Raw genomic sequence first — 20,519 nt, forward strand, 5'->3', positions numbered from 1 at the left:
CCCGTACCGGACCGGTCGTGCCAGAAGAGGTTTCTCCGATGCCGTGGCGGGCTGTCGATTACCTCGAGGGTAATGGCGGAGGTGCCGGCGCGGAACTAGGGTCGGTGAGTGATGATCTCGACCCGGCCTGGGCCACCAGTGGGGGAGTTGCTGCGCGACTGGCGCCGGACTCGCGGGATGAGCCAGCTCGACCTGTCGATCGAGGCGGGAGGGTCAGCCCGGCATCTGAGCTTCGTCGAGACCGGACGATCCCGGCCAAGCCCTGGGAGCGGGCGGCGGCTGACGGAGCGCGTCGTCGATGATGTCGGGCATGCGCCGGGCCACTCCGGCGAGGAGATCCGCAATCTGGACGCGCGGGTCGTCGCGGGAGTCGACCATCACCAGCCCCGCCAGGGGTGACGCCCCGTTCGGCAACGGGTTGCCGGCCGTCGACCCGTCGCCGCTGTCGGCCAACACCCGTTGAAGGCGGGTCAGCCGGTCGGCCGTCAGGGCGCTCTGTTCGTCGTGGGTCACCAGCACCTGCCGCTGGCCGCCGCTCCAGGACAGGACCGTCTCGGCCAGCGCCGGCAGCAGCGGTTCCAGTGGGGGAGGGACCGTGCGGTCGTCGACGTCGAGCCTGGCCACCACGGCCCGCACGTGGCTGGGGCTGAGCCCGTCGAGGACGGCGTCGGCCGCCGTGCCGAGGCGGTGTCGCCGCAGTGCGTCCCGGGCCTGGAAGAAGCGCCGCACGGTCTGGTCGACCGGAAGCCGCCGCTTCATCCGGACCAGGTCGACGAACGCCGACAGGAAGGAGCCCCAGTCGCTTCCGGTCGTGCGTCCGGCCTCGTACAGGGCGAGAGCGGCTGGATGGTGCTCGCGGGCGAGACGGGTGCCCGCCGCGTACGACGGCTCGGTCAGCAGGAAGTCGACGACACGGGTGACGAGGAAGAACTCCTTGTCGATGAGGTGGACGTGCGCCCGGCCGGCCACCGCCGCGAGGAACCACTCCAGTGCCTCTTCCGCACCCGAGCCGCGCAGGAACCGGCCGGATTTGAGCTCGTGCGGCGCGAACCGGAACCCGGACCGCAGGGCGGTGATGAGCGCAACCGCCTCATCGACTGTCAGGTCGACGCTCGCGTGCGTGATCACCGGGGCGGTCGAGTGCAGCAGGTTGCTGCCGGAGAAGCCCGACTCGTCGCAGGCGATCTCCACCACGGCCCCGACCACGTCCGGGCCGCCCGGCGGTAGTCCGCCCTGAAGAGGCGATCTCACCGCCGCCCTCCCGCCCATGCCGCCATGGTCACCCGTGCGCCGGCAGAGAACAACCCGATTGTGTACGGCAGCGCGGCCCGTCGACGCCAGCCGACCATTCAGTGGTCGCGGCAGCCGACCTGCTCGCCGATCTCCGGCGGGATGCCGAACGGGGTGCATTCGAGCGCGCTGCCCTCACCCACCTTCTGCCACCTGCCGTCCGAGTGCTTGAACACCGGCACACCGTCGCCCTGCATCCCGGGGTCGACGGCCTTCACGCCGGCCGTGGCCCACTGCCTCGCGCACCTGATCTGGTCCCTGTCGATCCGGTGGGTGTTGTTGTTCAACCCCGAGGCGCGCTGCAGGGTCGCCGCGCTCACCGGATAGGCGGCCGGGGTGGTGCTGGACGACGCGCTGCGGGTCGGCGAGACGTTGACAGCTGTGGGCGGCGTGGCGGGCGAGGCGGGTGCGGCATCGGTCGGGATTTCCCATTACACGTCCGTGGACCCACCGGGGTTGCGCTGCCGCTTCGGGGTGCGCGTCGGAGCAGGTGCGCGCCCAGCCCCGTACATCTGATGTATGTCCATCGGGGCGGGTCGTCGTGGGCGTCAATCTGGAGATTCGTCGTGCTGTGTCGCGTCATTCCGCCGCCACTCACCCGCCCACGCATCTTGCTGACCGGCCAGCGAGGCACGACATCCACCCATCGATCGACCGTTGCCTATTCTGTGGCTGCGGAGTAACCTTCCCGAAACACATCAGATGTCTGGCTTGCCAAGGCCCGGCGTCGGCCTGCTCAGGCAGGGTCCCGGTTGGCCCACCAAGCGGATCCCCATGTCGAGTCCCATAGTTGTCACGCTTCGGGGTGGCCGGACTGGTCACCGTTTGGAGGATCGATGTCAGACCTGACCCGACGGCAAGCCCTCAAGATCGGCGCAGCCGGCGCGGGTGGCGCTCTCCTGCCGGTGCCCTGGACCGCCGTGGCCAAGGCGGACTCGGTGGCACCGCCGCAGGTGTTGGCCGCCGGGGACCTCGCCCTCTGGTACGACGAGGGCGCCGGCACCGACTGGTTGCGGGCGCTGCCGATCGGCAATGGCCGGCTCGGCGCCATGGTCTTCGGCAACGTCGACACCGAGCGGCTTCAGCTCAATGAGGACACCGTCTGGGCCGGTGGGCCACACGACCCCAGCAACCCCAGGGGTGCGGGAGCGCTCGCGGAGATCCGGCGGCTGGTCAACGCGAACCAGTGGACCCAGGCCCAGGATCTGATCAACCAGACCATGATGGGCAACCCCGGCGGTCAGTTGGCCTACCAGACCGTCGGCAACCTCCGGCTTGCCTTCGGATCCGCCAGCGGAGCCTCACAGCACAACCGGACGCTCGACCTCACCACCGCCACCGTCACGACGACGTACGTGTTGAACGGGGTTCGTCACCAGCGGGAGGTGTTCGCCAGCGCGCCGGACCAGGTCATCGCGATTCGCCTGACCGCCGACCGGACCGGCTCGATCAGCTTCACCGCCACCTTCGACAGCCCGCAGCGCACCACGGTCTCCAGCCCGGACGGCACCACGATCGGCCTCGACGGCGTCTCCGGGAACATGGAGGGCGTCACCGGCGCGGTCCGCTTCCTCGCCCTGGCCAACGCCACGGTCAGCGGCGGCAGCGTGTCCAGCTCCGGCGGCACCCTGCGGGTGACCAACGCCAACAGCGTGACCCTGCTGATCTCCATCGGCTCCAGCTACGTCAACTACCGCAACGTCGGCGGCGACTACCAGGGCATCGCCCGGCAGCGTCTCACCGCCGCCCGGGCCAGCAGCTACGACCAGCTGCGCAGCCGGCACGTGGCCGACTACCAGGCGCTGTTCGGGCGGGTCACCCTCGATCTGGGCCGCACGTCCGCGGCCGACCAGACGACGGATGTCCGGATCGCCCAGCACAACACCGTGAACGACCCGCAGTTCTCGGCGCTGCTGTTCCAGTTCGGGCGGTACCTGCTGATCTCGTCCTCGCGGCCCGGCACCCAGCCGGCCAACCTCCAGGGCATCTGGAATGACTCGCTGGCCCCCTCCTGGGACTCGAAGTACACGATCAACGCCAACCTGCCGATGAACTACTGGCCGGCCAACACCACAAACCTGGCCGAGTGCCACAACCCGGTCTTCGACCTGGTCAGAGACCTCGCCGTCACCGGTACGCGGACCGCCCAGGTGCAGTACGGCGCCGCCAGTGGCTGGGTCACCCACCACAACACCGACGCGTGGCGGGCGACCGCGGTGGTGGACGGCGCGTTCTGGGGCATGTGGCAGACCGGCGGTGCCTGGCTGTCCACGTTGATCTGGGACCACTACCTGTTCAACGGCGACATCGAGTTCCTGCGGACGAACTACCCGGCCATGAAGGGCGCGGCGCAGTTCTTCCTCAACACCCTGGTGACCGAGCCGACCCTCGGTTACCTGGTGACCAATCCGTCGAACTCGCCGGAGCTGAGCCACCACTCGAACGCCAGCGTGTGCGCCGGCCCCACGATGGACAACCAGATCCTGCGGGACCTGTTCGACGCGTGCGCCCGGGCGAGCGAGATCCTCGACGTGGACAGCACCTTCCGGGCGCAGGTTCGCGCCACCCGCGACCGGCTCGCCCCCATGAAGATCGGCTCGCGCGGCAACATCATGGAGTGGCTCTACGACTGGGTGGAGACCGAGCCCAACCACCGGCACATCTCGCACCTGTACGGGCTGGCGCCCAGCAACCAGATCACCAAGCGCGGCACGCCGCAGTTGTTCGAGGCGGCCCGGCGGACCCTGGCGCTGCGCGGCGATGACGGAACGGGCTGGTCGCTGGCCTGGAAAATCAACTTCTGGGCGCGGATGGAGGAGGGCAAGCGGGCCCACGACCTGATCCGCTACCTCGCCACCACCGCGCGACTCGCGCCCAACATGTTCGACCTGCACCCGCCGTTCCAGATCGACGGCAACTTCGGCGCCACCGCCGGCATCGCCGAGATGCTGTTGCAGAGCCACATCGGCGAACTGCACGTCCTGCCCGCCTTGCCGCCGGCCTGGCCGAGCGGGCGGGTGACCGGCCTGCGTGGTCGGGGCGGGCACACGGTCGGCATCACCTGGGCGAGCGGCGCGGCCACCGAGATCCTCGTCCGACCGGACCGCGCCGGCACCGTCCGCCTGCGTTCCCGGATCCTGACCGGCACCGTCACGGTGGTCGACACCTCCGACGGTACGGCGGCCCGGACCACCCGGATCGAGTCCGACGTCATCGACGTCACCGTGCAGGCCGGACGCACCTACCGGGTCACCAGCACCGGCGTCGCCACACCCACCCTGGAGCAGAGCTTCAGCAACGTCGGCATCACCAGCGACAGCAACACCAACGTTGGAAACATCGACGGGGGCGGGGCCTCGCTCTCCGCGCAGGCCCTGGCGGCGGCCGGCGCGAGCCCGGGCGGCACGGTGAGCCGCAACGGGGTCAACTTCCGCTGGCCCAACGTCAGCTCCGGGGCCGCCGACAACGCCATCGCCTCGGGCCAGACCATCGGCGTGACCGGCACCGGCAGAACGCTCGGCTTCCTGCTGACCGGCACCTACGGCGCGGTGTCCGGGACCGGCACTGTGGTCTACGCCGACGGCACCCGCCAGACGTTCACGTTGAGCTCGCCCGACTGGTACGGCGGGCCGGTGTCCGGGGCTACCGCGGCCATCGTGTCCGCGTACCAGAACCGGCCCAACAACGGCCGTCAGGCCACCGCCGCCTGCATCTACTACGTGGGTGTCGCGTTGCAGACCAAGGCGGTGGCCTCGGTCGTGCTGCCTAACATCAGTGCCCGGCCCGCCACGAACGTGCCGACCATGCACGTCTTCGCCATCGCGATCGGGGGCTGACGGCAGCTGATCCTGCTCGGGGGAGCGTGACCGGGCCCGTCCCACCTGGGGACGGGCCCGGTCGCGGCTGTCGGTGCAATCCATCGAGCCGCACGGTGGCCGGATCCGGCGTGTCACCGGACCCGGCCACCGTTCCGGTCACGGCACTAGCGGACGCGCTCGCCGCGGCTCTCGATCCGGAAGTAGTCGAAGGCGACGTCGAGGTCGGTGGAGGCGCCGGCCCGGTTGAAGGCCAGCAGCCCGGCCTTCGTCGACTCGACGTTCAGCGTGGTGGAGCCGATGTAGCGGTAGACGCTTCCGTCGCTGGAGTAGTAGGCGCGGTAGCTGTCCCCGATCTTGGTCAGTCGGAGCCAGATGGCGCCGTCGGCCCCGACGATGCGCTGGGCGTCGGCACCGGTGATCTCCAGGGTCGACGCTGTGCCGTTCTGCTCGCGGAGGAAGACGATCCGGGCCTTGTTGACAGCCGCGGTCGCGTTGCCCATCTCCCACGCGAGCTTCACGTAGTTGTTGTCGTCCGCGTACCCGAGAACACCGCCCTGCTCGTTGTTGGTGGCGAGTGGGCGGGAGAAGACGACCCTGGACTCGGCCGTCCAGTCGCCGTCGACGTCCTGGAGGGCCAGGTTCCTCGCGGTGTTGGCGCTGCCCTGGAGGTCGCCCTGCTGCGCGGTGATGACCAGGGACCCGTCGGCCAGACGCCGCGTGCTCTCGTCCGGCCGGACCCACTGCCACTGCGGGCCGAGTTGGGTCGAGTCGAACTCGTCGCTGCCCGTGCTGCTGGTGTTCAGGTCCACGGTGTAGACCGACGAGGCTGCGCCGTTCGTGACGGTGACCCGGGCCTGCCCGGTGGGGCTTGTCGCCTGCTCCACCGCGACCGAGGCGGCGGGGTCCGCGGCGTTGGCGGTGACCGTCGGCACGGTCGTGGTGCCGGCCGGCCGGAGGGCGTTGTAGCGCGGCACCGTCGGGGAGAAGGACGCCAGTCGCTTGCCATCGACGCGCAGGGCCGTCAGCGTCGTGTCGGGCACCAGGTTGAAGACGTAGTTCTTCACCAGGGGGCCGAAGAAGCTCTCGGTCGTGACCTTGACGACCGCCTGACCGGGTACGGCGGACGCCTGGGAGATGATCTCGTAGCGGGCCTTCCGGTCGGCCGTCCGCACCTTGGTGATGGTCGGCGACGCCCCGGCCGGCACCGGGATGGTGTACGAGGCCTCCGACAGGTTGAAGCCACCGAACGTCTTCCCGTTGACGACGATCTTCGCCGACAGTGGCGCGTCGTCGACCGGGACGTCCCGCCCGCTGAACTCCTTCCAGTAGTTCACCGAGGTGTCCCGCCAGTCGGCGGCGTCGGCCTCGTGGACCGCCAGCTTGGCGCGTACCTCGGCGAACCGGCGTGCGTCGATGTCGGGCTGGAGCGTGTCCCAGGTCTCCCGCATCCAGGTCACGTACTGGACGCCCATCTGGTAGCGGTAGACCAGCTCGTCCCAGAACGTCCGGCCGCTGTCCATCCGATGACCCCACGGTACGTGGTGGAACCACATCAGCAGGTTCTCCGGGACCGTCTTGATGTTTCCGTAGCGCTGCTGCAACCGGGGGAAGTACTGGGCGGCCAGGTTGCTGCCGGTGGGGGAGCGGTCGAAGCCCAGACCGACGCTGTCGGCCTTGTTGTAGTAGATCGGGCTCCAGTCGTCGCGGCCCGCCCAGTCGGCCGGGTCGGGACGGTAGTGGACGCCCTCGGCGAACTGGTGACCGATGCCCAGCGGCGTCTGGTAGCTGACCAGCGACTCCCACGACCCCATCATCATCGTGCGGATGGTGTCGACGACGCGCCGGTCGTTGCTCCAGGTCATCCGCGTCCAGTCGGTCGCGATGTCCGTCGAGTCGAGCGTCCAGTCCCACGCCTGACGGCCGAACGCGAAGAGGTTCGCCTGGCCGAAGTGGTGCCCGGTCAGGTTGTCCGCGTTGCCGAGGTTCGCGACACCCACGATGGCGGTGTCCGGGTGGTGCTGGGCGGTCCCGTCGACGATGTTGCCGACTAGGCGCTTCTTCAGCAGCTTCCCGTTCGCGTCGGTCGCGTACGTGTCGGTCTTGAGGATCTCCTCGTACATCGGGCCGAGGTAGGCCAGCATCCAGTTCTGGCCGGTGTACTCCTGCGTGATCTGGAGTTCCAGGGCCTGGTTGGTGTTCTCCATCCGGCCGAACATCGGGTGGATGGGCTCCCGGGCCTGGAAGTCCAGTGGCCCGTTCTTGGTCTGCAGGAACACGTTGTCGGCGAAGCGTCCCCGGCTGCCGTCCGGCTGGACCTCGTCGTCGATCGGCCCGAACTCCAGGTAGGCCCGCTTGAGCCGATCGTTGTCGACCTCGGCGTTGTAGACGAACGTCCGCCAGTGGACGGTCATCCCGAGCGGCGCCACCGCGGCGGCGACGCCGTTGGCGCCGTCACCGTGGTCGTACCCGAAGTCCTGTGGCCCCGGCTGACCCTCGGAGTTGGCCTTGACGGTGAGTCCCATGAAGTCCGGGATCGCGGCCTGGATCTGCTGGGCCCGGCGGTGCCACCAGCCCCGGAAGTCCGCGCCGTACGGGTCGAGCTGGCTGTTGGTCAGCGTGTCCGGCGCGAACCGGCTGTCGGTGGGCGCGGTGTAGCGGATCGACAGGCCCAACCTGATGCCGTACGGACGCAGCGCGTCGGCGAGGGCGGCCTCCTGCGCGATGCGGGCGCTGGTCAGGTACGCGTTGTCGGCGTTGACGTTGTTGATGGTGATGCCGTTGATGCCCAGCGACGCCAACGCGCGGGCCATGACGAGGTAGCGGTCGAGGATGACGGGCAGGTTCCGGCCGGCGCTGGCACCGGTCGCGGCGAAGTTGAAGATGGCCCCGCTCTCGCCGTTCAGCCCGCCGATTCCGGAGGCGTTGTTGCCGGCGTAGAGGCGTTCGGTCTCCCAGTTGTTCAGCAACCGGTGCTTGATCTTCGGTGACTCGGCGACGCGCAGGTGGTCGATCGGTTTCTGGGTCTGCAGGAGCCGGAGGAAGGCGAAGGTCCCGTACAGCGCGCCGAGGTCACTGTTGCCGGCGATGACGGTGAACCGTGCCCTGCCCTTCGACACCGAGCGGACGAGAAAACCCTCGTTGCCCACCTTGGCCAGGTCGCGGGCCGCAATGGTGCGGCCCACCAGCGGCGAACTCGTCGGCGTGCCCACCACGACCGCGCCGTCCGGGACCGAGCCGGCGTCGACCGTCGTCACAGGTGTCGGCTGACCGAGCAGCCCGCCCAGGCCGCGTACCAGCTCGTCCCGGGCGGCGCCCAGCGTGGTCTCGACAAGCTTCTCGCTGGAACCGGGAGCCATGGCGAGGTCAGTCGTGTGCCGGTGGACCTTCGTGGCGTCGGCGTTCTCGACCACGATCGCGGTGGCCGCGCGGCGGTAGTCCTGCAGCAGCTTCGCGTCGTCGACCGGCACGTACCGCAGCCACAGGTCCGAGCCGTTGTAGTCGTCCGGCGACGGGGCCGCGGCGACCGGCGTGGTGGTGGCGACCGTGAGGGTGGCCGCGACGGTGGCGAGGGCCGTGCCCAACACGATGAGGGTGCGCCGTAGCCGGGGCACCGAAGCTCGGTTCATCGCCATCTCCTCGTTCGTCCGCTGGGCACGCCGTTCGGCCCGTCCCGCGAGCGCAACGACGTTGCTGGATGGATGTGCGTCGATCCTTCCCGGCGGGTCCGCGCCGCGGCAACGAGTTGTCGTTTCTTGTCGCGGGCCGGGCGGCCTCACCGCAGATGGGCCGCCGGGTCGGGCACGGTCCGCTGCCGCGGCCACTGTGGTCGGGCGCGACCAGGGCTCGGGTTGCGGGCGGCCGTCGAGTCGCGGACCACGAGGCGTACCGGCAGGACCATCGGCCGGCCGGTGTGCCCGGGCGCCCCCTCGATCATCGTGAGCAGGTGCCGGGTCGCGGCCGAGCCCTCCGCGTAGAGCGGTGCCGCGACGGTGGTGAGCCCGGGTGTGACGATGTCGGCGGCGAGGATGTTGTCGAAGCCCACGACGCTGACGTCGCCCGGAACGTTGACGCCCATCCGGCTGAGGCCGCGGATGATCCCGATGGCCATCTGGTCGTTGAAGGCGAGGACCGCCGTCGCGGGACGCGCGCACAGTTCCTGCGCGGCCCGCTCACCGCCGGCCATGGTGGGGCTGAACGGCCCGATCTGGCGAACCTTGATCTCCAGCTCCATGCCCGCCTCGAGCAGCGAGCGCCAACGGATGCCGTTGGGCCAGGACGCCTGCGGGCCCGCCACGTAGGTGATGTGGTCGTGCCCCAGCTCGCCGAGGTGCTCGGCGGCCCGCCGCACCCCACGGCTGTCGTCCGTGACGACGCAGGGCACGTCGGCGAGAGCGCGGTTGAGGACCACCACCGGCCGCTGCTTGGCCACCATCCGGATGGCCGAGTCGGACATCCGGCTGCTGGCCAGGACTATGCCGTCGACCGTGGACATGGTGCGTTCCACCGCCGCCCGTTCCAGCCGGTCGGACTCCTGGGCGTCGATCAGCACTGTGGTGTATTCGCCGTCGGTCGCCGCCTCCTGCGCGCCGCGCACGATCTCCGCGTACACCGGGTTGGTGATGTCGGCGATGACCAGCGCGATCATCTGCGTGCGGGACGTGGTGAGGGCACGCGCGAGGGGGTTGGTCCGGTAACCCAGTCGCTCGGCGACCTGCCGGATCCGTGCGGCGGTCTCGGAGTTGACGCGACTCGGTCGGGAGAAGGCGCGGGACACCGTGGACGGTGAGACGTCCGCTTCGAGGGCGACGTCGTAGATCGTGACTCGCGGTCCCGGCGGCCTGATGTGGTCGGGCATCTTCATGCTCCTCCCGGCTACGCGCCGTGATCATGGTATGGCGGCCGTGAATACTCGGCAATGCCCCTGCAACAATCCAGCGGCCCGATCGCATTCGCGCGAGGCAATACATGGCAACCCGTTGCCGCCGCGGCGCGCCGGCTGCCTCAATCAGCGGGGACGACACCTGGCGGAGGGAACGGCTCATGGGTATCTCGCGGCGCGGCGCTCTCCTGGGTACGGCATCGTCGCTCCTGGTGGGCGCGGTCGGGTGTGGTGCGCCCGAGGCCCCCGGCGACTCCAAGGGCGACAGCACCGGCGAGGTGCCACAGCGGCCCGGTAAGGCCGTCACGCTCAACGTCCTCGACGTGGCGGGCAACCTCCAGCTGACCCAGGGGATGATCGACGAGTTCGTCTCGAAGAACCCCGACGTGATCTCCCGGGTGACCTACTCGAAGGCGCCGGCGCCCGAGTTGGCCGGAAAGATCAAGGCTCAGCAGGGTGCGGACCGGGTGGACATCGGTCTCGTGCTGACCGGCGTCGACGGCCTGGCCGCCGGGATCGAGCAGGGGCTCTGGATCGACGTGTTGCCGACCTTCCAGGACCGCCTCGGCGGGATGGGCAACTACCTGGAGCCGGCCGCCGCGATGCAGAAGCTCGCGGGCAACGCGGGCGTCACCGTCACCTACTACCCGTCGGGTCCGCTGCTCGAATACCTGCCGGCCCGCCTCGCCTCGCCCCCGACCAGCGCGGAGGCGCTGCTCGCCTGGGCCAGGGCCAACCCCAGGAAATTCCAGTACGCCCGGCCGGCCAACTCCGGCCCGGGCCGGACGTTCCTGATGGGTCTGCCCTACATCCTGGGCGACTCGAACCCCAAGGACCCCACCGCGGGCTGGGACAAGACGTGGGCCTTCCTGAAGGAGCTGGGCCAGTACGTCGACTACTACCCGTCCGGCACCACCGAGACGATGAAGAACCTTGCCAACGGCACCGCGCACCTCATCGTCAGCACCACCGGATGGGACATCAACCCGCGGGTGCTCGGCACGGTGCCCAAGGAGGCCAGGATCACCCCGATCGACGGCTTCCACTGGGTCACCGACGCGCACTACGCCGTCCTGCCCAAGGGCGTGTCGACCGACACCCAGGCCGCGGTGCTGGCCCTGCTGGCGTTCATGCTCACTCCCGAACAGCAGGCGAAGGCGTACGACGAGGGCTACTTCTACCCGGGCCCGGCGATCAAGGAGGTCCAGCTCTCGTCGGCGCCGCAGAAGAGCCAGGACGCGATCCGGGAGTTCGGCCGCCCCGAGTACGACGCGCTGATCGCCGGGAACCCGACCGAGGTGCCGCTCGACGCGAAGAGCCTCGTCGCGGCGTTCAGCCGCTGGGACCGCGAGATCGGCGGCGGGAAGGTCAAGCAGGGATGAGCGCCTTCTCCCAGCTGCGGCTGGACGGGGTGTCCCGCCGGTTCGGCGGCCAGGCCGCGCTCACCGAGCTGGACCTGACGATCGAGGCGGGGGAGTTCATCGCCCTGCTCGGCCCGTCCGGCTGTGGCAAGTCGACGGCGTTGAACTGCCTGGCCGGGCTCCTGCCGTTGACGGCGGGCAGCATCTGGCAGGACGAGCGCCGCATCGACACGCTGCCACCGGAGCGGCGCGGCTTCGGCATGGTGTTCCAGAGCTACGCCCTCTTCCCGCATCTGACGGTCCGGGCGAACATCGCCTTCGGGCTGCGCATGCGGCGGCTGCCCAAGGAGGAGACGCGCCGGCGTACGGAGGAGGCCGTGCGCCTGGTGCGACTGGAGGACCACGTCGACAAGCTGCCCGGTCAGCTCTCGGGCGGCCAGCAGCAGCGCGTCGCCATCGCCCGAGCCGTCGTGTTCGAGCCGTCCCTGGTGCTGATGGACGAGCCGCTGAGCAACCTCGACGCCAAGCTGCGCCTGGAGATGCGGACCGAGATCCGCCGACTGCACCAGTCGCTGGGCCTCACCACCGTCTACGTGACCCACGACCAGGAGGAGGCGCTCTCCCTGGCCGACCGGCTGGTGGTGCTGCGGGAGGGGCGGGTGCAGCAGATCGGCTCGCCGCGCGAGTTGCACACCCGGCCGGCGAACTGGCACGTCGCCGACTTCATGGGTTACCGCAACCTGTGGCGGGGGCGGGTGGAGCAGCTCGACGGCGGCCGGGCCACCGTCGAGTCGTCCGGCCATCGCCTGCTCGGTGAGGTGGTGGGGGGCCTCCAGACCCGGGCGGACGCCGTGGTCGCCGTACGCCCCGAGGACATCCGCGTCGACGGGCCCGGCGAGACGCGCAACGCCATGTCGGCGACGGTCGAGGTGGTGGAGTATCAGGGCCGCGAGTTGGCGGCCGAGGCCCGCACCGACACCGGCCTGCTGCTGCACCTGCGGACCGAGCAGCGGATCGCACCGGGTGACCAGGTCAAGCTCGCCGTCGACCCGCAGCGGCTGCTCGTCTATCCCGCCGACGCGTCGGCAGAGACGAACCGCCTCGCGGACGCCTCGGGGGCGACGCGGTGAGTGGCGCCGGGAGGCCGCTCACGCACTGGCGCCACCGTCTCGCCGAGCGGGGCGTCGATCGTCAGCTCTGGTTGCTGGTCCCGGCCCTGGTCTTCGTCATCGCCCTGTTCCTCTACCCGTTCTTCTACGGGCTGACGCTCTCGTTCCAGCCGACGAAGGGCGGGCCGTTCAGCGACTACGCCCGGTTCTTCTCCGACTCCTACGAGCGGGGCACGATCTGGATCACCCTGCGGATCGCGTTGCCCGCCGCGCTCCTGAACGTCCTCGCCGCGGTGCCGATCGCCTACCGGATGCGCGGCCGGTTCCGGGGCAAGCGGCTGGTCACCACGCTGCTGGTCGTGCCGATCACCCTCGGCACGGTCCTCACCGCACAGGGGTTGCTGAACTTCCTCGGCCCGACCGGCTGGTTCAACCGGATCCTGCTGGCCAGCAACCTCGTCGACGAGCCGGTGCGGCTGACCCACAACTACTGGGGCGTGTTCTTCTCGCTGGTGATCACCGGCTTTCCGTTCGCGTTCCTGCTGGTGCTGTCGTACCTGTCCGGCATCGATCCGACCCTGGAACGGGCGGCCGCGACGCTGGGCGCGGACTGGCGTCGCCGGTTCACCCGGATCACCCTGCCGCTGCTGATGCCCGGTCTCGCCACGACGTTCTGCCTGACGTTCGTCCTGGCGTTCAGCGTGTTCCCGTCGGCGGTCCTGGTCGGCAACCCGGCCGGTGAGACCCGGGTCATCTCCCTCGCCGCCTACCAGGCGGCCTACGAGCAGTACGACTACCCGTACGCGTCGGCGATCGCGATGATCATGGGCTTCGTCGAGCTGGTCATCATCGCGGTGGTGCTGGCCGCTCGCAGCCGCTTCTACACCGGCTCCACCGGAGGCAAGGGCTGATGGCAACGACCACCCAGGCGCCACCGGCGCGGCCCCCCGCCACCAGCACCGACCGGCGGCGGCGCATCGCCGCGCGGCCGGCAGCCTGGATCGTGTGGGGCGTCGTCGTCTTCTTCTTCCTCAACCTGCTGGGCGTCGTGGCGTCCGTGCTGGTCAGCTCGTTCGGCCAGCGGTGGTTCGACACCTGGCTCCCGGACGGCTACACCACCAGCTGGTACGCCCGGGCCTGGGACGAGTTCGCGCTCCTGTCGGTCATCGTCGTGACGCTGGAGGTCTCCGTCCTCGTCGTGGGCCTCTCGCTGGTGATCGGCGTGCCGGCCGCCTACGCCCTCGCGCGGCGCTCGTTCCCGGGCAAACGGCTGATCTTCCTCGTGTTCCTGCTGCCCATCCTCATGCCCCCGATCACGTACGGCATCCCGCTGGCGACAGTCCTCTACAAGTTCGGCCTGGCTGGGCACATGTCCGGGGTGGTGCTCGCCAACCTCGTACCGTCGGTGCCCTTCGTGATCCTGACCATGACCCCGTTCATCGAACAGATCGACCCGCGGATCGAGAGCGCCGCGCGCATGTGCGGCGCCGGCCTGCGGACGGTGTTCCTCCGGATCCTCACGCCGCTGCTCGTGCCGGGCATCCTCGCGTCCGCGATCCTCGTGCTGGTCCGGACCGTGGGCATGTTCGAACTCACCTTCCTGACCGCGGGGCCCGACTCGCAGACCCTGGTGGTGGCGCTCTACTACTCGATGTCCGCCTCCGGGATCAGGGCCCAGCAGTCGGTCGACGCGATGGCGGTCATCTACACCTCGATGATGCTGGTCCTGCTCGTCGTCGCGCTGCGCTACGTCAACCCGACCCAGCTGGTGGCACAGGTCAAGGACGAGCCGGAGCATTGAGGCCGACGCCGGTGTCGAGGATCTCGCCCAGGCGACCCGCGACCGTGAGAAGCGCGGGCAGCCTCGTCCGCAGACCGCGATAGGCCGCGGCGAGAGCGGGATCGACCGCGACGGGCTCCCCGCCGGCGACTCGGGGATCGAGCTGGGTGACCGCCGCCTGAAGATCGGCGGTGTGGCCGATCGCGAAGAGCCCGAGCGCCGCCGCGCCGAGGGTGACGTGGTCGCCCACCCCCGCGACGCGGACCGGGCAGTCCAGGACTGCCGCCATCACCTCGCGCCACAGCGGAGAGCGGAAGGCCCCGCCGGTCAGGCGGACGCTGCCGATCGGCGTCAGCGCGGCCAGCCGATCCCGGACACCACCGAGTTGCAGGCAGACCCCCTCCACGGCGGCCCGGACCAGATGCCCGCGAGAGTGCTCGCTGCGCAACCCCAGGAACGCGCCCGGCGGGGCGCAGCCCTGCGGCGGGGCCTCGTCGGCCCGCAGATAGGGCAACATCACGAGACCGTTGCTGCCCGGTGCGATCCGCTCGGCGAGATCCAGGAGCGCGGGCGCGGCACGGTCGTCCCCGAGGACACGTCCCGCCCACCGCACGACGTTGCCGCCGTTGCTGACCGCGCTGCCGACCACCCACGCGTCGTCGGTCAACGCACCGCAGGAGAACGTCTCGACCGGGTCGGTGGGAGGTGCCGCGACGACCGTCCGCAGGGCCCCGGCGGCCCCGAGCGTCAGGGCACCGACGGTGTGGTCGATCGCCGCCGCGCCCAGACTGCGCAACGGACCGTCTCCCGCGCCGACGACGACAGGTGTGCCGGAGGGCAGGCCGACCGCGCGCCCGGCCGCCGGCGAGAGCCGTAGCACCGCCGTCGTGGGCAGCACCGGGGGCAGCTGACTCGCGGACACCCCGGCGAGATCGAGTACGGCGGGACTCCACCCCCGGCGGTGCACGTCGAACATCCCGGTGCCGGAGGCCGAGGACAACTCGGTCACCAACAGCCCGGTGAGCCGATGGACCACATAGTCCTTGAGGCCGATCCACCACCGGGTCGCCGCGCACAGGTAGGGCTCGTGGCGGGCGAACCACAAGAGCTTGCAGAGCGGATTCATCGGATGCACGGGTGTGCCCGTCAACCGGTGCAGCTCCCGGCTCTGACCGGACAACCGCAGCTCACGGGCCGCCTCCGACGACCGCGTGTCACGACGGGTCAGCAGCGGCGTCACCGGCGTCAGGGCCGCGTCCAGCCCGATCAGGCCGTACCTGGCCGAACTCAACGCGAGGGCGACCACCTCCGCCCCGGCGGTGCCGGCCACACACGCCGACACCGCCGCCAGGGTGGCCGCCATCAGCACGTCCGGCTCCTGCACCTGCCAGCCGGGCATCGGCTCAAGCAGTGGGTACTCCCGCGTCGCGACGTGTCGTGCGGTGCCGTCCAGTGCGAACGCGACAGCCCGCACGGCCCTGGTGCCCACGTCGACTCCGACGATCACCCGACGCTCCGGCCCCATCCGCACATGGTCGAGCGGTGCTCGGCGGGCCGGCAAGCGGTTGCGCGCAGTTGTCCTGTCGTGGCACGAAGCCCAGCAAACTAGCGCCGATGGTTGTTGCGGCCATCCGCATGACCGGCCGAACGCCGAAGACGAAGAAGACCGAGCGCTTCACCTCACCCGGCACCGACGTCAGACGGTGAACCTGCCGCCCTTGATGCCCCGGACGAAACCGGCCCACTGACCCGCGCCGAACGACAGCACCGGTCCCTCCCGGTCCTTGGAGTCCCGGACCATGACCATCGGGGTTGGCGTGGCAACCTCGACGCAGTTCCCCTCGTTGCTGCGGGTGCTCGTCTTCCAGTTGAGCGTGGTCATGTTAGGTCCTCCGCGATCGATGCCATGAGTTTGCGAGACTGCGCTTCGGTCAGCGCGGGGTTCTCCATGATGTCCCACGCCTCTCCGTACGCTGCGACCTCGGCGGGCTTATCGAGGTAGAGCGCACCTGTGAGGCTGTCGGAGTAGATGATTGACGGCTCGGCTCCCCCCTCGAATTCGAGGATCGTGAACGTGCCGCTGGTCATGTTGCCCCGGTGCAGACCCCCGGCTAACGGAATTACTCGCAGCGAGACGTTCGGCTGCCTGCTGATCTTGATCAGGTGTAGCAGTTGCTCAGCGTCCACCCCACGCCGCAAGACAGCCTCCTCGAGCAGAACGTCGAACTGCGGCGCGGGTGGTGCCGAGCGCGTCAGCAGCGCCTGACGACCGAGACGCACGGCTAGCCGCCGCTCGATCTCCGCCCGGGTGATGTCTGGACGGGCTACCTGTAAGACGCGGGTAGCGTACTTCTCGGTCTGGAGCAGGCCGGGAACAAGCTGCCCTTCGTACGTCCGGAGTCGAGCTGCTGCGGCTTCCAGTCCCACGTACAGCTCGAACCACTCGGGGATGGCGTCACCGTAGGAGTGCCACCAGCCTCGCCCCTTCGTCTCCTTCGCGAGGCCCATCAAAGCCTCGGTCAGTTCTGGTGACGCTCTGTAGATTCTGCACATCGCTTCTACGTCGAGCGATCTCATCGAAGTAGCGCCGGTTTCGATGCGCCAGATCTTCGGTGTCGACCACTCCAGCGCATCGGCTGCTGCCTTGACCGTCACGCGGGCTTCCTCGCGAAGCTGTCGCAGGTACCGCCCTAGCTGTCGCCTCGGGACCGTAGAGCCGGTGTCTGTCGTCACTGCCGCTCTCCTTATCCGTGACTACATACCGGGCGCAGCTTGCACTCGATATGTAACTCCTGTCGGTCACGCGTAGCAATGAAATCTATCAAGATGAAATCCGCTCTTACGTTTCATCCAAAATGTAATATTGCATATCCACGTCGACCGGTAAACCATTGCGCTGGGTGTGGTGGTCGAGTCACTGTGGGTAGCCGTGCTGCCGCCAACCTCTACGAGGGAGGGCGGATGAGCCGGCACGTGCCTTACGGCGAGTACCTGGCGGCGGTGGCGATGACTCTGGCTCGCAGGCATAAGCCGGTGTGGTCGTGGATCAAGTGGCGGAACGTCTGCACGTGCGGGAACGAGCTGCCGTGTCGGATCAGACACAAGATCCCGATCAACCGGGGTCACTGGCCGGGTGAGAGCTGATGACCACACACGGGCCGGTGCCTCCACTGTGGCTGTGCGAGGCGTGCGAGCGACCTTGGCCATGTCCCACCCGCCGCTTCGAGCTGCGGGGGGAGTACGCCACGTCGCCGCTAGCCCTCCGGATCCACATGGGCTCGCATCTCACCGCAGCGATGCATGACATGTCCTGGGCTCCCGCTGACACGGTGTACCGCAGATTCCTCGCGTGGCTGGCATGAAGGCGGGAGACGTCGTGCTGATCGGGGCGGCCTGCTCGGTGCAGTTCTCGGGGGATCGGGCCCTGGTGATGCGTCTGGTGTCGATCGGTGAGACCGACCCGTACAACGACTGGATCTGGATCACCGGGTACGTGCTCGACACGAAGGGGCTGGCTACGGCCAAGCGCGAGCTGTACGTCTTGAGGGCCGGGTTGCGTATCCGACGGCGAACCGCCCCGGCGAGTGCGCAACCGCGGCGGTCCGGTTCGCGCGTGATGGCCTAATACTCCAGCCGCACCAAATCTCCTCCCACGGCATGGCCTGGTCGACAACCGCCGGCACCCACGGCGCAAGCGGGCGACGCCCACCGTCCAATTCAGTTACGTTCCTCGCGCGGCGGCTGACACGCGGGGTGTCAGGACGGGGCGCCGCGGGTACGTCACAAGGCGACAGGCCTGCCCGCCCCGGGTCCGCGTGTATGAGCGACCGTTTCACGGCGCGCTCTGAGCGGAAGGCGGGAACGGTCACCCATGATCCGAGCACAACGCTTGGTCTCCCTGTCGGCGGCGGCCCTCATGGCGCTGGCGGCCACGGTCGTCGCCGCCGGCGCCGCCCCGGCGTCCGCTGACCCGGCGCCGTCGCGCTACCCCTACAGCAACCGTGACGTCGGCTTCTCCGAGGTCGGCTGGGACTTCAAAACCCCTGGCGGGATCGGCGACCATCTGGACCGCATCCAGGGGTTCGTCCCGGGCCGCACGCCGATCATCAGGGCGTGGACCGACTTTCACACGTACGCGTCGAAAGATTCCACGGGCATCCACATGAACTTCGACCACCTCGACAAGTCGGTGATGGAGGCGCACCGCAAAGGCATGCGACCGCTCGTGACCCTGTTCGGCTCGCCCAGCTGGCTCAGCGGCGGCCACCTCTGGACGGGCGACTCAACGCAGGACCCGCCGGAGACCTGGCTGCCGACGGACAGCGAGGGCTGGAAGACGCTCGTGGCCCAGACGGTGCAGCACTACGGGCCGCCGCCGGGCTCGCCGCCCGGCACCCCGCCCATCGTCGACGCCTTCGAGATCTGGAACGAGCCGAACATCGACGGCTTCGGCAAGTACGACGGCGTGTACGGGGACGACGGCGTCATCCGGCCGGGGGACGGGCGCTACGACACGGGCGCCGACGCGACCGCGACACTGGCCCGGTACTGGGAGCTGGTCGAGATGGCGTCCACGGAGATCCGCGCCACGTGCGGCCAATGTTATGTGCTGGCCGGCGGGTCGGCGGGGCTCGGCGCGACTCACGGCGACGCGGCGAGGTCGCCGTCGGCGTGGCTGGACTGGGGGTACGCCCACGGTTACAAGGACACGTTCGATGCGGTCGCCCATCATCCGTACTCCGAGATGAACGAGGCCCCGGACACGCCGAAGTGTGGCGCGCCCTGGGAGAACCTGTTCGGACCGCCGGCCGATGACACGCCCGGGCAGATCTGTGGTGAGCTCGCCGCGGTCCGGGACGTGATGGTGCGGAGGGGCGACGCGGGCAAGAAGATCTGGGGCACCGAGTGGGGCTACGGGCTGATCTACCCCAATCCCGCCTGGTGGTGGGCGGAGAAACGGGACCAGCTGGTCAAGGGCGTCCGGATGTGGCAGGCGCAGGACTACACCGGCCCGCTCGTCCTGTTCTCGTACCGCGACTCCGAATACAGCCAGTACGGCGTCGTCACCGAGAAGGGCTTCGTCAAGAAGGACGTGACGCTCTACGACGACCTGAGCCTGGCGTTCACCAACCCCGACCTGCGGGTGCCGTTCAAGTCGCAGAGCGGAATCGGCGGATACGACCTGGCCGATCCCCGAGACCGGGTGGTGCCGTTCGACTACGAGCACACCGGCAAGCTCGATCACCTGCTGGTCTACCGGCCGGGCACCGGGATCGTGTACGTGCTGCGGCGGAAGACGACGGTCGGCACCGAGCGGCCCAGCTTCGAGACGGTGTTCTCGTCCACGCGCGGGATCGGCGGCTTCAATCTGATCAGCGCCAACGACCAGATCATCAGCTACGACTTCGCGCACACCGGCCGGCAGGACTACCTGGTGCTGTACCGGCCGGGGACGGGCGTTGTGCACGTCGTCGGCCACGCGTCGGACGGCAGCTTCTGGCCGGTGTTCACCTCGACAAGCGGCATCGGCGGCTACGACCTGTCGTCGCCGAAGGACCGGCTCGTGGCCTACGACTACGAGCACACCGGCAAGCTCGACCACCTCGTGGCGTACCGGCCCGGCGACAACGTGCTGTTCATCCTGCAGCACAGCGCCGCAGGGCCGTTCGAGACTGTCGTCGGGTCGCACCAGGGCATCGACGGCTTTGCCCTGACCAGCCCGGACGACCAGGTCATCGCCTACGACTATGCGCACACGGGCAAGCAGGACGCCCTGCTGCTGTACCGCCCTGGCGCCCGGCTCGTCACCATCGTCGGGCACGCGGCCGGCAACACCTTCTGGCCGCACCTCATGTCGTCCAGCGGCATCGGCGGCTACGACCTCGCCGACCCGCGGGACCGCATCGTCGCCTTCGACTACGCCCACACCGGCATGGCCGACCACCTCGCCGTCTACCGGCCCGGCACCGGCTACCTGGACGTGGTGCGGCACGACCCCAACGACACGTACTCGGCGGTCCACGTCTCCCACCAGGGCGTCGGCAGCGTCGGCTGGTTCGACCTGCGCAACGCCCAGGACCGGATCGTCGCCTATGACTTCGGGCATACCGGCAGCGCGGACCATCTGCTGCTGTACCGGCCCGGCGGGCGCGCCGTCACCATCGGCACGCGGTAGGACATGCCTTAAGGGCAGATCGGCGCGGTGGGTCCCGGTGCGACCGGGGCCCACCGCCGACCGAGCGTCAGGCGTTCGGCAGGTGCGGCTCAGCCGGACCGCCGTTC

General features: G+C 69.4%; 14 protein-coding genes. 7 read left to right on the forward strand and 7 right to left on the reverse strand.

From position 1 onward, the window contains the following. Positions 1–213 precede the first annotated feature (213 nt). Positions 214–1,251 (reverse strand): DUF3800 domain-containing protein, encoded by a 1,038-nt coding sequence (locus ACLQ3B_RS22865; protein ID WP_425782727.1) that lies wholly within the window; start codon positions 1,249–1,251, stop codon positions 214–216. A 98-nt stretch (positions 1,252–1,349) separates the two neighbouring features. Continuing rightward, a complete protein-coding gene (locus tag ACLQ3B_RS22870; protein WP_425782728.1) occupies positions 1,350–1,610 on the reverse strand; it encodes a hypothetical protein in 261 nt (86 codons plus the stop codon). A gap of 516 nt (positions 1,611–2,126) precedes the next feature. Between ACLQ3B_RS22870 and ACLQ3B_RS22875 the strand changes: the two genes are divergently transcribed. After that, positions 2,127–5,126: a glycoside hydrolase family 95 protein gene (locus ACLQ3B_RS22875; protein WP_425782729.1), complete on the forward strand. Its 3,000-nt coding sequence runs from the start codon at positions 2,127–2,129 to the stop codon at positions 5,124–5,126. Between the two features lie 146 nt (positions 5,127–5,272). Here the strand turns inward: ACLQ3B_RS22875 and ACLQ3B_RS22880 are convergent, their stop codons facing one another. After that, complete coding sequence (locus tag ACLQ3B_RS22880; RefSeq protein ID WP_425782730.1) at positions 5,273–8,734, reverse strand: alpha-glucuronidase family glycosyl hydrolase; 3,462 nt, start codon at positions 8,732–8,734, stop codon at positions 5,273–5,275. A gap of 146 nt (positions 8,735–8,880) precedes the next feature. Continuing rightward, positions 8,881–9,963: a LacI family DNA-binding transcriptional regulator gene (locus ACLQ3B_RS22885; protein ID WP_425782731.1), complete on the reverse strand. Its 1,083-nt coding sequence runs from the start codon at positions 9,961–9,963 to the stop codon at positions 8,881–8,883. 185 nt (positions 9,964–10,148) lie between these two features. Here ACLQ3B_RS22885 and ACLQ3B_RS22890 point away from each other — a divergent pair, with 185 nt between their 5' ends. Genes ACLQ3B_RS22890 through ACLQ3B_RS22905 form a run of 4 tightly spaced genes read left to right on the forward strand, consistent with a single transcriptional unit; the run spans position 10,149 to position 14,258 of the window. Further along, positions 10,149–11,369 carry an extracellular solute-binding protein gene (locus ACLQ3B_RS22890; protein WP_425782732.1) on the forward strand — a complete coding sequence of 407 codons (1,221 nt, stop codon included), beginning with the start codon at positions 10,149–10,151 and terminating at the stop codon, positions 11,367–11,369. Then, complete coding sequence (locus ACLQ3B_RS22895) at positions 11,366–12,478, forward strand: ABC transporter ATP-binding protein (RefSeq protein ID WP_425782733.1); 1,113 nt, start codon at positions 11,366–11,368, stop codon at positions 12,476–12,478. The genes ACLQ3B_RS22890 and ACLQ3B_RS22895 overlap by 4 nt, the downstream gene beginning before the upstream one ends. Then, positions 12,475–13,368 carry an ABC transporter permease gene (locus tag ACLQ3B_RS22900; protein WP_167493079.1) on the forward strand — a complete coding sequence of 298 codons (894 nt, stop codon included), beginning with the start codon at positions 12,475–12,477 and terminating at the stop codon, positions 13,366–13,368. The genes ACLQ3B_RS22895 and ACLQ3B_RS22900 overlap by 4 nt, the downstream gene beginning before the upstream one ends. Further along, positions 13,368–14,258 carry an ABC transporter permease gene (locus ACLQ3B_RS22905; RefSeq protein WP_425782734.1) on the forward strand — a complete coding sequence of 297 codons (891 nt, stop codon included), beginning with the start codon at positions 13,368–13,370 and terminating at the stop codon, positions 14,256–14,258. The genes ACLQ3B_RS22900 and ACLQ3B_RS22905 overlap by 1 nt, the downstream gene beginning before the upstream one ends. Here ACLQ3B_RS22905 and ACLQ3B_RS22910 read toward each other — a convergent pair. The 3 genes from ACLQ3B_RS22910 to ACLQ3B_RS22920 all read right to left on the reverse strand — a co-directional run bounded on the left by ACLQ3B_RS22910 (position 14,236) and on the right by ACLQ3B_RS22920 (position 16,970). Then, entirely contained in the window at positions 14,236–15,762 is a 1,527-nt protein-coding gene (locus ACLQ3B_RS22910) for a gluconokinase (protein ID WP_425782735.1), read from the reverse strand. The two genes, ACLQ3B_RS22905 and ACLQ3B_RS22910, sit on opposite strands and share 23 nt — an antisense overlap. 171 nt (positions 15,763–15,933) lie before the next feature. Then, the gene (locus ACLQ3B_RS22915) at positions 15,934–16,119 is read right to left on the reverse strand and encodes a DUF397 domain-containing protein (protein ID WP_238685028.1); all 186 of its coding nucleotides are present in this window, start codon (positions 16,117–16,119) and stop codon (positions 15,934–15,936) included. Beyond that, entirely contained in the window at positions 16,116–16,970 is an 855-nt protein-coding gene (locus ACLQ3B_RS22920; protein WP_425782736.1) for a helix-turn-helix domain-containing protein, read from the reverse strand. Before ACLQ3B_RS22920 ends, ACLQ3B_RS22915 begins: the two co-directional genes overlap by 4 nt. A gap of 625 nt (positions 16,971–17,595) precedes the next feature. Between ACLQ3B_RS22920 and ACLQ3B_RS22925 the strand changes: the two genes are divergently transcribed. Continuing rightward, positions 17,596–17,862 carry a hypothetical protein gene (locus ACLQ3B_RS22925; protein WP_425782892.1) on the forward strand — a complete coding sequence of 89 codons (267 nt, stop codon included), beginning with the start codon at positions 17,596–17,598 and terminating at the stop codon, positions 17,860–17,862. A gap of 246 nt (positions 17,863–18,108) precedes the next feature. Further along, positions 18,109–20,412, forward strand: a complete 2,304-nt coding sequence (locus ACLQ3B_RS22930; RefSeq protein WP_425782737.1) for a hypothetical protein — start codon at positions 18,109–18,111, stop codon at positions 20,410–20,412. Positions 20,413–20,519: the final 107 nt, after the last annotated feature.

Source organism: Micromonospora sp. DT53, from assembly GCF_049841535.1.
In the GTDB taxonomy this organism is placed as follows: Bacteria; Actinomycetota; Actinomycetes; order Mycobacteriales; family Micromonosporaceae; genus Micromonospora.